This is a genomic window from Promicromonospora vindobonensis (assembly GCF_042685865.1).
GTDB classification, from domain to species: Bacteria; Actinomycetota; Actinomycetes; order Actinomycetales; family Cellulomonadaceae; genus Promicromonospora; species Promicromonospora vindobonensis.
Genome location: NZ_JBHUOG010000002.1, coordinates 1,029,567 through 1,042,534 on the forward strand (window position 1 = coordinate 1,029,567; position 12,968 = coordinate 1,042,534).

Consider the following 12,968-nt stretch of genomic DNA (forward strand, 5'->3'; position numbering starts at 1 on the left):
TGCCCGCGTCGCGTGAATCGTGGGTGCTGGGCCGGTCACGATCTCATACCGACCCCGCACGACAGAGCGCGGCAGCCGGCGGGTGAGGGCACGCCAGGTGCGTGTCAGACGGCGAGGTTGTGCCGCCCGATCTGCCCGGTCTCCGTGACGCCCGCGAGCGCCATGGTGAGGTCGAGCTCGGCCAGGACGTGCTCGGTGACGGCGCGTACGCCGTCGGCTCCCGCGAGGGCGAGGCCGTAGACCCAGGGGCGACCGAGGAGGACGGCGTCGGCGCCGAGGGCGAGCGCGGTGAAGACGTCGGCGCCGGTGCGGATGCCGGAGTCGAACAGGACGGGGACGGGCGGCTGTGCCGGGTCGGTGCCCGCGTGCGTGCGGACGGCGTCGGCCACGGGGGCGAGCGTGTCGAGGGCGGCGACGGCGTTGTCGACCTGGCGCCCGCCGTGGTTGGACACGATGATGCCGTCGGCTCCGTGGTCGAGGGCCGCGCGGGCGTCGTCGGGGTGCTGGATGCCCTTGACGAGGAGGGGCAGGGTGGTGCGTTCGCGCAGCCAGGCGAGGTCGGTCCAGGTCAGGGTGGAGCGGGAGAAGACGTCGAGGAAGGTCTCGACGGCGGCGCGTGCGTACGGCTGGGTGAGGTTGCGCAGCGTGGGGCCGGGGTGGTGGGCGGCCATGGACAGCAGGGAGCGGACGGCGGCGACGGTGGGCCGGGCCGTCGTCGTTCCTGGGTCCGACGACGCCGTCGCGCGCACGCGTGCCTCGACCAGCTGCTGGAACACCGGGTCGCTCAGGTACTGGGCGATGCCCTCTGCACGGGCGAACGGCAGGTAGCCGAGGTCGAGGTCCATCGTGCGCCAGCCGAGGACGTGGGTGTCGAGGGTGACGACTATCGCAGTGCAGCCGCTGGCCTCTGCGCGGGCGACGAACGACTCGACCAGGGCGTCGTCGGACGACCAGTAGAGCTGGAACCAGCGTGGGCTGTCACCGAGTGTCGCGGCGGTGTCCTCCATGGGCGTGGACGCCTGGGAGGAGATGACGAGGGGCAGGCCGAGGTCGCGGGCGGCGTCGGCGAGTGCCGGCTCGGCGTTGCGGGGCGCGGCGCCCCGGCCGCCGCGGCCGAGCTGGTGCTGCACGGCGACCTCGAGCGCACCCACCGGCGCGAACAGCACGGGTGCGGGCAGGTCTCGCCCGAGCATGGTGGTGGCCAGGGACCGCTGTCCGACGTCGACCATCTGCCGCGGGACGATCCGGTACCGGCCGAACGCCTCCCGGTTCGCCGCCACGGTGCGCTGGGCGCCCGCGCCCCCGGCGAGGTAGGACCAGGCGGTACGGGTCATCCGACGCCTGGCGGCGGCCGCGAGCGCATCCGGGCTGGTGGGGACGACCGGCCGGTGGCCGTACACCCCGTTGCGGTAGATCGACGACTGCACTGTTCGGCCGATATTGCGCATGCCGGACATCTTGTCACGCGGCCGCGCGCCTACGATGTACAAGACCTCTTGTACAACTGCTCTTGTGGAACTACCGTCTGAACATGCCCACCGACGACGTACGCAAGCTCACCGAGGCCAAGGCGCTCGCCGCGCTCGCCCACCCCACGCGCTCGCGGCTGCTCGACATCCTCACCGTCGACGGCCCCGGCACGGCATCCGCTCTCGCCGAGCGGACCGAGCAGGCGGTCGGCAGCATCAGCCACCACATGAAGGTCCTGGCCGACGCAGGGCTCGTCCAGGAGGCGCCGGAGCTCGCGCGCGACAGACGGGAACGCTGGTGGCGCATCACCCCCGGGCGGGTGTCGTGGTCCCGCACCCAGGTGGCGCACGACCTGGCCTCCGCCCGCACCGCGGTCGCGGCAGAGAAGTTCGTGCTCGCCACGCAGGTGGAGCGCGCCAGCGAGTGGCTGGAGGTCGCCCAGAACGTGGACGAGTGGGACGAGGCCGCGTTCGCCACCCAGGGATGGCTGCACCTCACGTCCGACGAGCTGCGGCAGGTCAACCAGGAGGTGCTCGACATCATCGACCGGTGGAGACACCGCGACGTGCCCGACGACGGCCGCGAGCGCGAGACGATCTTCCTGTTCGCCCGCGGGTTCCCGGCCCAGCCGTGAGCGCGCCCACCGGCAACGCACCGGCCGGGGCGGCGCTCGGCACGACCACGCCGCTGTCCCGGAACGGCTCGTTCTCGCTGCTGTGGCTCGGCGAGGGCGTGAGCGTGCTCGGCAACACCATGACGTCCGCGCTGCTGCCCCTGCTGGCGGTCGTCTCCCTCGACGCGGGACCGCTGTGGATGGGGCTCATCACGGCAGCGGCCTGGCTGCCGTGGCTCGTGATCGGCCTGCCGGCGGGCGCCTGGGTGGACCGGCTCCCGGCCAAGCGGGTCATGATCGTCGCAGACGTCGTCGCCGCAGCATCTCTGGCCTCGGTGCCCGCTGCCTGGGCTCTCGACCAGCTCACCCTGACGCACCTCGTCGTTGCCGCGCTGCTGAACGGGGCGTGCACCGTCTTCTTCCGTACCGCCTACGTCGTGTTCCTGCCCCAGGTCGTCGCGCCGGAACAGCTCGAGGCGGCGAACGCCCGCCTGTTCGGCACCGAGTCGGCGATGCAGCTCGTCGGGCCGGGTGCCGGCGGCCTGCTGGCGCAATGGCTCTCGGCGGCCCTCGGCCTCCTGGTCGACGCCGTGACCTTCCTCGTCTCCGCCGTCTGCCTGTGGCGCATCAAGCCGGCGCACGCACGGCCGCCGTCGGACAGCGGCACGGCGAGCGAACCGTTGTGGGCGCGGATCCGCGAGGGCGTGGCGTACGTACGCAGCGACCGCTACCTGCCGTGGTTCGTGCTGATCGGTGGGCTGTCGAACTTCGGCCTCACCGGCTACACCACGCTCTTCGTGCTCCACCTGGTCCGGGACCTGGACCTGGAGCCGGCCCAGGTCGGGCTGACGTTCGCCCTGGCCGCGTGCGGGGGGCTGCCCGGCGCCGTCATCGCGACCTGGCTCAGCCGGCGTCTGGGGAACGGCCGAGCCTCGACGATCCTGCTGCTGTGCTCGGGCCCCGTGGCGCTGCTGGTCGGCCTGGGACAGCCCGGGTGGGGCGTCGCGGTACCGGTGCTGGGCAGCTTCCTCGCCGGTCTGTTCATCGTGGCGGGGAACGTGATCCGCGGCGCCTGGCGGCAACGGTACGTCCCGCCCGAGATCATGGGGCGCGTCATGACCACCATGCAGATGATCAACTTCGGCACCATGCCGCTCGCGGGGCTCGCGGCGGGCTGGCTCGGTGGATCCCTCGGTGTCCGGGAGACCATCCTGCTGATGGCGGCCATCCACTGCCTGGCCTGCTTCATCGTGCTGATCAGCCCTCTGCGGCCGCTGCGCGAGCTGCCCGGCCGGCCCCCTGCTGCCGCCGACGGGCCCGCACCCCGGTAGCCGGTGCACGACCCGGACGGGAAGCTCGACCCGACCGGCTCGTCGTACCGCACACCAGGCTCCCACCGGGCTACGATCCACTCGTGCCTGTCCCGCCCCTGCCCGCGTCGCCGCAGGTCACGCTCGGCTGGCGCACCGACCGCCTGCTCGGCGAACCGTTCCAGGAGACCCCCATGGGGCCCGCGACGCTGGTGCGGTACCCGCACCCGGACGACGCTCCCCCGCCCCGCGCCGCCGTCATCCACGTGCACGGCTACAACGACTACTTCTTCCAGGACCACGTGGCCCGTGCGTTCGCGGCGGCCGGCTACGCGTTCTACGCCGTCGACCTGCGGGCCGCCGGACGGTCGCTGCAGCCCGACCAGCTCCCCCACTTCGTCATGGACCTGCGCGAGCAGGCCACCGACATCGCCGCCACCGCCCGGACGGTGCGCGCGCTGGAGCCGGGGCTGCCGCTCGTGGTGCACGCGCACTCGACGGGCGGGCTCACCGCAGCGCTGTGGGCGCACGCCCACCGCAACGCCGCCGGGGCCGACGCCGGACCCGACCTGCTGGTGCTCGACTCGCCGTTCCTCGATCTGCAGGCGCCGCACTGGAAGCGCACCTTCGGGACGCGAGTGCTCGACACGGTCGGCCATCTCGCCGCGACCGCCGTCGTCAGCGACGGCCCGTCGCGGTACGCGGAGCACCTGCTCGCGGCCAACGGCGGGCGCTGGACGTTCGACACCACCCTCAAGCGTCCGGAGGGAGTGCCCAGCAGGGTCGCCTGGTTCGTCGCCGTGCGGCGCGGCCAGGCGCGCGTCGCCGCTGGGCTGGACATCGCGTGCCCCGTGCTGCTCGCCCGGTCCGACTCGTCCGGACCGGACACGCTCGACAACCCGCTGCTCGACGCACAGGACACCGTGCTCGACGTGCGGCAGATGGCCGCGCTCGTGCCATGCCTCGGTCAGGACGTCACGGAGCTCGTCGTCCCCGGCGGCGTGCACGACCTGACGCTGTCGGCCGACGGACCGCGCGAGGCCTACCTTGCCGGCATGTTGGAATGGACGAACAGCCGGGTGGGCGCCGCCGTCGGCGTCCGGGACATGACATAGCGAAATGACATAGCGACACGACACAGCACCGATCAGCAGACCAGGACGCAGCACCGAGACCTGCAGCACCGAGAGATGCTGCCGAGACATGAGGGACAGCCAGTGACCTACTTCGAGGGGCCGTTCCAAGCCCTCGCCCATCGCGGGTTCGCACACGCTTCGGCCGGCACCGAGGGCCTGGAGAACTCGCTGGCTGCGTTCGGCGCCGCCGTCGACCTCGGCTACCGCTACGTCGAGACGGACGCGCACGGCACGGCCGACGGCGTCGCCGTCGCGCTGCACGACGAGTCGCTCGACCGCACCACCGACGGCGCGGGCCTCGTCGCCGAGCTGCCCTGGTCCGAGGTCAGCGAGGCGCGCATCGGCGGCGTCGAACCCGTCCCGCTGCTGGAGGACGTGCTGGGCGGCTGGCCGGAGCTGCGGGTCAACGTCGACGTCAAGCACAACTCGAGCATCGGGCCCGTCGCCCGGGCGATCGAGAAGACCGCGTCCTGGGACCGCGTGTGCGTCACCTCCTTCGACGCGGCGCGCCGCCGCGCGACCCTCGCCAAGCTGTCCCGCCCGGTCACGACGTCGGCCGGCCGCAAGGAGATCGTGGCCTTCCTCACCGGGGTGCGGCTCCATGTGCGGCCCCTGGCCCGCCGGGCGCTGCGCGACGTCGACGCGCTGCAGGTCCCGGTGGGCGAGGGAGCCGTCACGGTGGTGGACATCGCGTCGATCGACGCAGCGCACGCTCTCGGCAAGAAGGTGCACGTCTGGACCATCGACGACCCGGACGAGATGAACCGGCTGATCGACGAGGGCGTGGACGGCCTGATCACCGACCGCGCCGACCTGCTCAAGGACATCCTGATCGAGCGGGGCCTCTGGGAGTAACCGACGCCGCGCCGTCGGCCCCCCGCTCACTCGCAGCCGACGCCGTCGCCGTCCCTGTCCAGGTGGGTGCCGTAGCCGGGATCCCCGCTGTACACCGGCGCTGCCCCGGCGGCCCGTGCTGCGTCGCAGTTGTCGTAGTACTCCGCGCCGCCCGTTTCCGCAGCGCCCTCGTCCGACGATCCGCCTGCCGCGCCCGCTGGTACGGCGGCCTCCGCCGCCTCCACCGCCGCCTCGCGTTCCTCGACTTCTGATTCCCTCGTGTCGACCTCAGCCTCGGCGGTCCTGACCGCTTCCTCACGGCCCGTCACCTCCTCCTCGCCCTGCGCGACGGCGGATGCTCTGGCCTTGACGTCCTTCCGGTCGGACGAGAGCTTCGCCTGCTCCTTCTCGAGTGCTTCCTGGGCCCCCGCGAGAGCCTTGACCTCAGCCTTTGCCGCTGCCCTCTCGGAGTCCGCATCGGCTGCCACCGCGGACGCCGACGCCTCGGCCGCGGCAATCGCCTCGGCACCCTGGTCGCCACTGCCGATGCCGAGCCCGAAGAGGAAGACCACGACCATCGCCGCCACCCCGCCGAGGACCAGCAGCGGCTTGCGCCGGGGCGACCTCCGCGCTTCTTCGTCCGGGACGGCGACGGACACGGCATCGCTTCCGATCAACGCCGTGTCCGGTACGTCGACCCACAACTGCCAGCCGGGCGGCAACTTGCTCGGATCGGGTTTCCACTCGAGATCAGGGTTCCAGTCCACAGGTGGAGCAGGCCAGCCGGGTGGGAGGTTGTAGACCTTGCGCACGTGAGCACCCTTCGGTGAGCGCACGGCCGAGGCCGCATGCGTCGGTTCCCCTGTGCCCCGGACGGTAGGCCCCACGGACCCACTTAGCGCTCAAAGTAGGACAAGATCACCCGCGATGTCTCCCGGTCACGGGGTTCGCCGGGGGTACGCGCTGCACCGACGTGCCTGTCTCCGTCGAGGTCAGCGGACCGGTCACCGCGATCGCAGGCACCAGCTGACAGCCGTAGCTCGCCCGCTGCGCGCGGGGGCGCGCTGGGAGACTGTACGAATTCGGGGTCGGTTGCCCTGAGTAGACATTGTCTACTCAGGGCAACCGACCCCGAATTCGTACAGTCTCCCCCGGCCTGGTTGCTCGGGGCCCGCTCAGCCCAGCGTGAGCGTGACCGGCGTACCCGGGCCCTTGGCCGGGGGCTCCTTGGACACCTCCGCGTAGGCGGCGGCCAGGAGCGTCGGGTCGGGGCCCTCCAGGCGGACCGGCTTGGCGACGTCGTCCAGCACGACGAACCGCAACAGGTCGCCGCGCGTCTTCTTGTCCCGGCGCATCGCCGTGAGCAGCTGGTCCCAACGGTCGCCCCGGTAGTGCACCGGCAGCCCGAGCGAGGACAGCAGGGCGCGGTGCCGGTCCGCGACGTCGTCGGGCAGCTTGCCCGCCATGCGCGCCAGCTCCGCCGCGAAGACCATGCCAACGCTCACCGCGGCGCCGTGGCGCCACTGGTAGCGCTCGGCCAGCTCGATCGCGTGGCCCAGCGTGTGTCCGTAGTTGAGGATCTCGCGCAGCCCTGCCTCCTTCAGGTCCTCGCCGACCACCTGGGCCTTGACCCGGACCGACCGCTCGACGAGCTCGGCGACGACGGCCCACGTCTCGTCGGACGCGTCGGCACCCGCCCAGTTCCGCAGCTCGTCGACGTGAGCCTCGACCAGGTCCAGGATCACCGGGTCGGCGATGAAGCCGGTCTTGACGACCTCGGCCAGACCCGCGACCAGGTCCCACTTGTCGAGCGAACCGAGGGCCGCCAGATCGCACAGCACACCGGCCGGCGGGTGGAAAGCTCCCACGAGGTTCTTGCCCTCGGACGTGTTGATGCCCGTCTTGCCGCCGACCGCGGCGTCGACCATCGCGAGCAGCGTGGTCGGTACGTGCACCACGCGGATCCCGCGCAACCACGTGGCGGCCACGAAGCCCGCCAGGTCAGTGGTCGCTCCCCCGCCGACGCCGACGACGGCGTCCGACCGCGTGAAGTCCAGCTGGCCGAGCAGCCCCCACAGGAACGCCGCGACCTGGGGCGTCTTGGCCTCCTCGGCGTCGGGCACCTCGGCCACGAACGCCTCGTAGCCGCCGGCCTTCAGGTCCTCGGCGATCGTGTCGGCCGTCGCGGACAGCGCGGCCGGGTGGATCACCATGACCTTGCGGGCCGCGCCCACCAGCGACGGCAGCTCACCCAGCAGGTGGCGGCCGATGACGACGTCGTAGGGGGCGTCTCCCTGCACGGTGATCCGTGTGGGGGCGCTGTCGGTGCTCACGTGGTGCTCTCCTCGGTACTCTCGTGCGTGCCGCGCTTCGGGTCCACCAGCTCGGGGACCCCCTGGTCGAGGCCCAGGGCCTCCATGATCTCGGCCGCCACCTGCTCGCCCGGCCGCTCGCTCGACACGATGGTCAGGGTCGCGAGCCGCTCGTAGGTGGGCCGCCGCTCGGTCATCAGCTTCTGCCACTGTGCGCGCGGGTTGCCCAGGAGCAGCGGCCGCGCCTGGTTCATACCGACGCGCTGTGCGGCGATCGCCAGCGGCACGTCGAGGAAGACGACGTGGCCGCCGTCGGCCGCGTACTTCTCGAGCGCCTCCTGGGTGGCGGGGTTCATGATGGCGCCGCCCCCGAGCGACAGCACGCCGTCGTGCTCTGCGAGAGCGGCCAGCACCGCCTCGCGCTCGAGCTCGCGGAACCGGGGCTCGCCGTCGTCCACGAAGATCTCGCTCACGGGCTTGCCCGCTGCCGCCTCGATGTCCGTGTCGGTGTCCCGGACCGTGACGCCGAGGCCCGCCGCAAGGATGCGGCCGACCTTCGACTTGCCGGACCCGGGCGGCCCGATCATGACCACGACGGGCGCGCTCACTGCAGCAGCTCCGGGATCGCGGCGAGGTAGGACCGAACGTTGCGGCGCACCTCGGCCACGGAGTCCCCGCCGAACTTCTCGCTCGCGGCCTCGGCCAGCGTGAGCGCGACCATCGCCTCGGCGACGACGGCGGCGGGCGGCACCGCGCACACGTCGGAGCGCTGGTGGTGCGCCACGACGGGCTCACCGGTCGCGACGTCCACGGTCGGCAGGGCGCGAGGCACCGTGGAGATCGGCTTCATCGCGGCGCGCACGCGGACGATCTCGCCGTTCGACATGCCGCCCTCGATGCCACCTGCGCGGTTCGTCGTGCGGCGGATCCGGCCCGGCCCGTCCGCGGTGCCCTCCGCCCCGGCGTCCCGCACGATCTCGTCGTGGGCAGCCGTGCCGCGCCGGCGCGCGGTGCGGAAGCCGTCACCGACCTCGACGCCCTTGATCGCCTGGATGCCCATGAGAGCAGCGGCGAGGCGCGCGTCGAGCCTGCGGTCGCCCTGCACGTAGGTGCCGAGGCCGGACGGCACGCCGTAGGCGAGCACCTCGACCACGCCGCCGAGGGTGTCGCCGTCCTTCTTGGCCAGGTCGATCTCCTCGACCATGAGCTTCGAGGACGCGGCGTCGAAGCAGCGCACAGGGTCGGCGTCGAGCGCGGCGACGTCGTCGGGGGTCGGCAGCTCTGCATCGTCGGGCGCTGCGGCCCCCCCCGATGGCGACCACATGGGAGACCAGGCGGATGCCGAGGGCCTGCTCGAGGAACTTCGCCGCGGCCACGCCGAGCGCGACGCGGGCCGCGGTCTCGCGCGCGGAGGCGCGCTCCAGCACGGGCCGGGCGTCCTCGAAGCCGTACTTGCGCATACCCACCAGGTCGGCGTGACCGGGGCGGGGGCGCGTCAGCGGGCGGTTGCGGGCCACCTCGCGCTCGTCACCGGTCCCCGCGTCGACCAGGAGCGCCTCCGGCGGCACCGGGTCGGCCGACATGACGTCGGTCCACTTGGGCCACTCGGTGTTGGCGATCTCGATCGCGAGCGGGCCGCCCTGCGTGATCCCGTGGCGCAGACCACCGAGCACCCGCACCTGGTCCTGCTCGAACTTCATCCGTGCCCCGCGGCCGTAGCCGAGGCGACGGCGCGCGAGCGCGCCCTGAATGTCCTGGGTCGTCAGCTCCACCCCAGCGGGCAGACCCTCCATCACCCCCACAAGGGCTGGACCGTGCGACTCACCCGATGTCAACCAACGCAGCATGGCGCGATTGTTTCACGCGTGTCACGCAGTCGGCGCCCGCTGTCCAGAGGGCGGCGTCAGCCGAGCGCCGCCCGCAGCGCCTCGTCCATCGCTGCCAGCGGCGCCGGACGCCCTGTCATCAGGCGCACCTGCTCGGCGGCCTGGTGCAGCAGCATGCGTTCCCCGCCCACGGCGTCGGCCCCGAGCGTGGCCCACGCCGCCTGCAGAGCGGTGGGCCGCGGGTCGTAGACGACGTCGAGCAGCACGCCGCGAGGCTTCTCTCCCGCACCCGTCGACAGGTCCGTCAGCAGGGGCGCCCACGTGTCGGCCGCGTACTTCGGCGTCGTGGAGACGACGGCGTCCGCGGTCGCGAGGGCCGACGTCGTCGCGTGCTCGTCGAACACCTCGAACGACGGGCTCACGCCCATCCGGGCCACGGCCTCGCGCAGCGGCCCGATCCGGTCCAGCGACCGGACGAAGACCCGCGGCGAGGCGCAGCCGAGCTCCGCGACCGCCGCGAGGGCCGACGCCGCCGTGGCGCCCCCGCCCAGGACCACGGCGGCCGCGACCTGGCGCGGGCCGAGCCGCTCCCGCAGCGCAGCGACGATGCCGTGCACGTCGGTGTTGGTGCCTGTCGTGGTGACCGCTCCGCGGACGGTGGAGAACAGGACGGTGTTCACCGCGCCGACCGCCTCTGCGAGGGGCTCCACGTGGTCCAGCAGCCCGATGACCGCGTGCTTGAGGGGCATGGTCAGGCTCAGGCCCGCCCAGTGCTCGTCCAGGCCTCGCAGGAAACCCGGCAGGGTCTCCTCCGTGACGTCGTGGACGCCGTACTCCCAGCCGTCCAGGCCCAGCGCCCGGTAGGCCGCGGTGTGCAGCACCGGGGACAGGGAGTGGGCGACGGGGTGGCCGAGGACCGCGGCGCGACGCGTGGTCGTGGTGCTCATGATCAGTAGCCGTTCTCCGCTGCCCAGGACTGGTACTCGTCCTTGAAGACCAGGAACTCGTCGTAGTTGTCGGTGAACTTCGTCTCCTGCGTGTCCAGGTTCACCGTCACGTACCACCGCCACGGCCCCTCGGGCGCGTTCAGGACCGCTTCGAGCGACGCCTTGCTCGGTGCGCCGATGGCGGTAGGGGGCAGCCCAGGGACCACCCGTGAGGCGTACGGGAACGACTCGTCCTGGAACTCCTCCGTCGTGATCTCGTGCGACGGCTTCTTGCGGCCGTAGGAGTCGATGGCGTCCAGGCCCAGCGCCTCGCCAGCGGCGAGCCTGTTCTCGATCACCCGGGCGACCTCGCCCCGGTAGTCGTCCGGCGCTTCCCGCTCGACCAGCGACGCCTTGATGATCAGATCGTTGCGCTGGTCGGCGGGCACGTCCAGGCCGTCCAGCTCCTGCACGGTCAGGGCGACCATCTGCTTGAGCACGTCCGCCGCGCTCGTGCTGTCCGGCCTGACCTCGTAGGTGTTGGCCGCCAGCCAGCCCTCCAGCTCCCCGCCGGCCTCCGCCGGCAGGCCCAGCGCCTTCGGGTCCGCCAGGGCCGCCTCGACGTCCGCCTGAGGCCAGCCCTGGTCGATCATCGTCTGCTGGACCTGCGCCACCGTGTGGCCCTCGACGATCGTCAGGCCGCTGCGGTCCACGTTGTTCTGCGCCAGCAGCTCGACGGCGGACGCCGCGCTCATGCGCAGCTTCATCTCGCGGGTGCCTGGCTGGATCGCCGCTGCGTCCGGGTTGGCGTTGAACGCGTGCACGAACGCCTCGGCGCTGGCGACCACGTCCTGCTCCGCGAGCTCGGCGCCGATCGTGTAGCCGTTGCCCGAGGGGACCTCGACCGTGACCGGCTCGCCGCCCGTGCCCTCGTAGTCCTCGGCTGCCAGCGGCGTACGCAGGCCGAAGAGGTAGCCGTCGTTCTTCAGGGTCCACGCACCGAGCGCGCCGAGCACCAGCAGGACGGCCACCACAGCGATGACCAGCGGTCGCTTCGACTGCTTCGACCGCCTGTTCGGCCGCCTGTCCCGCCGGCTGGTGTACACGTCCCGATCCCCTCGTCCCCCGCGAGAGCCACTGGCGTGCCGCGGTGGCCCCTGATAATTCACTCCGGGCAGGGCCTCGGTCACGCTCGCTCCATCCTCTGCACTGCCTGGATCTGGTCGATCCACGCCTGGTCACCGACCGGGCGCGCGACACCGTGATCGCATGTCACGATCACATCACAGCCCGGGTGCCGCGAACGCTACCCCGATCGGTACATTCCCGGCCAACTCCCGGGATTCACCGCCGTGAACCGTCAGGACCCCGCCTCACCTGCGAATTCACCCGTGCGCTTCCTGCCAGGCGCGCAGCTCCTGGACGTTCCGCTGGTGCTCCTCGAAGTCCTCGGCGAACTTGGTCTCGCCGGTGTCGAGGTTGACCGTGACCCAGAACTTCCAGTCGCCCGGCGTCGGGTTCAGGACCGCGTCGATCGCCACCTCGCCCGGGTTGGCGATCGGGCCGGGCGGCAGACCGGTGTGCTCGTACGTGTTGTACGGGTTCTTCGCGTCGTTGAGGTCGTCCCGCGTCAGCTCCGTGCCGGGCTTGCCGGCTCCGTACGCGACCGCCGCGTCGATCTCGAGGAACGTGTCGTCGTCCAGCCGGTTCTCGATCGCGCGGGCGATCTTCGGCTTGTCCTCAGCGTGCAGGCCCTCGCGCTCCACGAGCGACGCCTTGACCAGCACCGCCTGCCAGTCCTCTGCGGGGACCTCCTTCTTCCCGAGCATGGCCTTGGTGCGGTCGACCATCCGCGACAGCAGGCCGACCGCGGTGTCGTCCGGCTTCACCATGTACGTGTCGGGGTACAGCCAGCCCTCGACCTCGCCGTCGGCCTGCTTCGGCACCCCGATCTTGGCCGGCTTCTTCAGCGCGGCCGCGAAGTCCTTGGCGGGCAGCCCCGTGACCTGGACGGCACGGTCGACGATCTGGTCGACCGTGTAGCCCTCGGGGAGCGTGAGCTGCAGGTCCACGGTGTCGTTCTTGACGAGCAGCGCCACAGCGTCCCGCGCGGGCATCTCCTCGAGCAGGGTGTGGGTGCCCGGCCGGATCAGCACGGAGTCCGGGTTGGCCTCGAACGCCGTCGCGAAGGCGGACACGCTCGCGACGACACCGGCCTCGTAGAGCGACTCGCCCATGGCGGTGCCCGTGGCGCCCTCGGGGATCTCGACGTCGACCGGGTCACCACCGGGCCCGTCGAAGTCCTTGGACTCGAGCGGGTTCGTCAGGCCCGTCAGGGAGTCGAGGTTCATCCAGACCGCGTAGCCCGACCCGCCGACCAGCACGAGGGCGACCAGGAGCACGACGAAGGAGCGCCCGTGCCGGTTGCGCCGGCGTCGACGCTGGGCTCTCCTGCTGGATCTCGGTTCTGGGAACGCGGGGTCTGCCTGGCTACGCGGGGGCGCCGTGAAGAGGTCCGTCACCGGAGACTCACTGTCCTTC

At 72.1% G+C, this 12,968-nt stretch carries 11 protein-coding genes and 1 pseudogene; 4 read left to right on the plus strand and 8 right to left on the minus strand.

Annotated features, from left to right (window positions below; translation table 11 throughout):
• Positions 1-104: 104 nt before the first annotated feature.
• Positions 105-1,448 carry an alpha-hydroxy-acid oxidizing protein gene (locus tag ACFS27_RS17820; RefSeq protein WP_377185475.1) on the minus strand — a complete coding sequence of 448 codons (1,344 nt, stop codon included), beginning with the start codon at positions 1,446-1,448 and terminating at the stop codon, positions 105-107.
• An 83-nt stretch (positions 1,449-1,531) separates the two neighbouring features.
• Here ACFS27_RS17820 and ACFS27_RS17825 point away from each other — a divergent pair, with 83 nt between their 5' ends.
• From ACFS27_RS17825 to ACFS27_RS17840, 4 genes are all read left to right on the plus strand, one after another.
• The gene (locus ACFS27_RS17825; RefSeq protein WP_377185477.1) at positions 1,532-2,104 is read left to right on the plus strand and encodes an ArsR/SmtB family transcription factor; all 573 of its coding nucleotides are present in this window, start codon (positions 1,532-1,534) and stop codon (positions 2,102-2,104) included.
• The gene (locus ACFS27_RS17830) at positions 2,101-3,414 is read left to right on the plus strand and encodes an MFS transporter (protein ID WP_377185480.1); all 1,314 of its coding nucleotides are present in this window, start codon (positions 2,101-2,103) and stop codon (positions 3,412-3,414) included. The genes ACFS27_RS17825 and ACFS27_RS17830 overlap by 4 nt, the downstream gene beginning before the upstream one ends.
• A gap of 83 nt (positions 3,415-3,497) precedes the next feature.
• The gene (locus tag ACFS27_RS17835; protein WP_377185482.1) at positions 3,498-4,508 is read left to right on the plus strand and encodes an alpha/beta hydrolase; all 1,011 of its coding nucleotides are present in this window, start codon (positions 3,498-3,500) and stop codon (positions 4,506-4,508) included.
• Between the two features lie 102 nt (positions 4,509-4,610).
• On the plus strand, positions 4,611-5,384 hold the full coding sequence (locus ACFS27_RS17840; RefSeq protein ID WP_377185484.1) for a glycerophosphodiester phosphodiesterase: 774 nt from the start codon (positions 4,611-4,613) through the stop codon (positions 5,382-5,384).
• Positions 5,385-5,410: 26 nt separating this feature from the next.
• Here the strand turns inward: ACFS27_RS17840 and ACFS27_RS17845 are convergent, their stop codons facing one another.
• The 7 genes and pseudogenes from ACFS27_RS17845 to mltG form a co-directional block, all read right to left on the minus strand.
• A complete protein-coding gene (locus ACFS27_RS17845; RefSeq protein WP_377185486.1) occupies positions 5,411-6,022 on the minus strand; it encodes an excalibur calcium-binding domain-containing protein in 612 nt (203 codons plus the stop codon).
• 516 nt (positions 6,023-6,538) lie between these two features.
• Positions 6,539-7,696, minus strand: coding sequence for a 3-dehydroquinate synthase (aroB, locus tag ACFS27_RS17850; protein WP_377185488.1), 1,158 nt, complete (start codon positions 7,694-7,696; stop codon positions 6,539-6,541).
• Positions 7,693-8,262: a shikimate kinase gene (locus tag ACFS27_RS17855; RefSeq protein WP_377191082.1), complete on the minus strand. Its 570-nt coding sequence runs from the start codon at positions 8,260-8,262 to the stop codon at positions 7,693-7,695. The genes aroB and ACFS27_RS17855 overlap by 4 nt, the downstream gene beginning before the upstream one ends.
• Positions 8,263-8,279: 17 nt before the next feature.
• A pseudogene (aroC, locus tag ACFS27_RS17860) lies at positions 8,280-9,522 on the minus strand (chorismate synthase).
• A 56-nt stretch (positions 9,523-9,578) separates the two neighbouring features.
• A complete protein-coding gene (locus ACFS27_RS17865) occupies positions 9,579-10,448 on the minus strand; it encodes a shikimate dehydrogenase (RefSeq protein ID WP_377185490.1) in 870 nt (289 codons plus the stop codon).
• A 2-nt stretch (positions 10,449-10,450) separates the two neighbouring features.
• Positions 10,451-11,533, minus strand: a complete 1,083-nt coding sequence (locus tag ACFS27_RS17870; protein ID WP_377185492.1) for an endolytic transglycosylase MltG — start codon at positions 11,531-11,533, stop codon at positions 10,451-10,453.
• A gap of 279 nt (positions 11,534-11,812) precedes the next feature.
• Positions 11,813-12,949, minus strand: coding sequence for an endolytic transglycosylase MltG (mltG, locus tag ACFS27_RS17875; protein WP_377185494.1), 1,137 nt, complete (start codon positions 12,947-12,949; stop codon positions 11,813-11,815).
• Positions 12,950-12,968 lie beyond the last annotated feature (19 nt).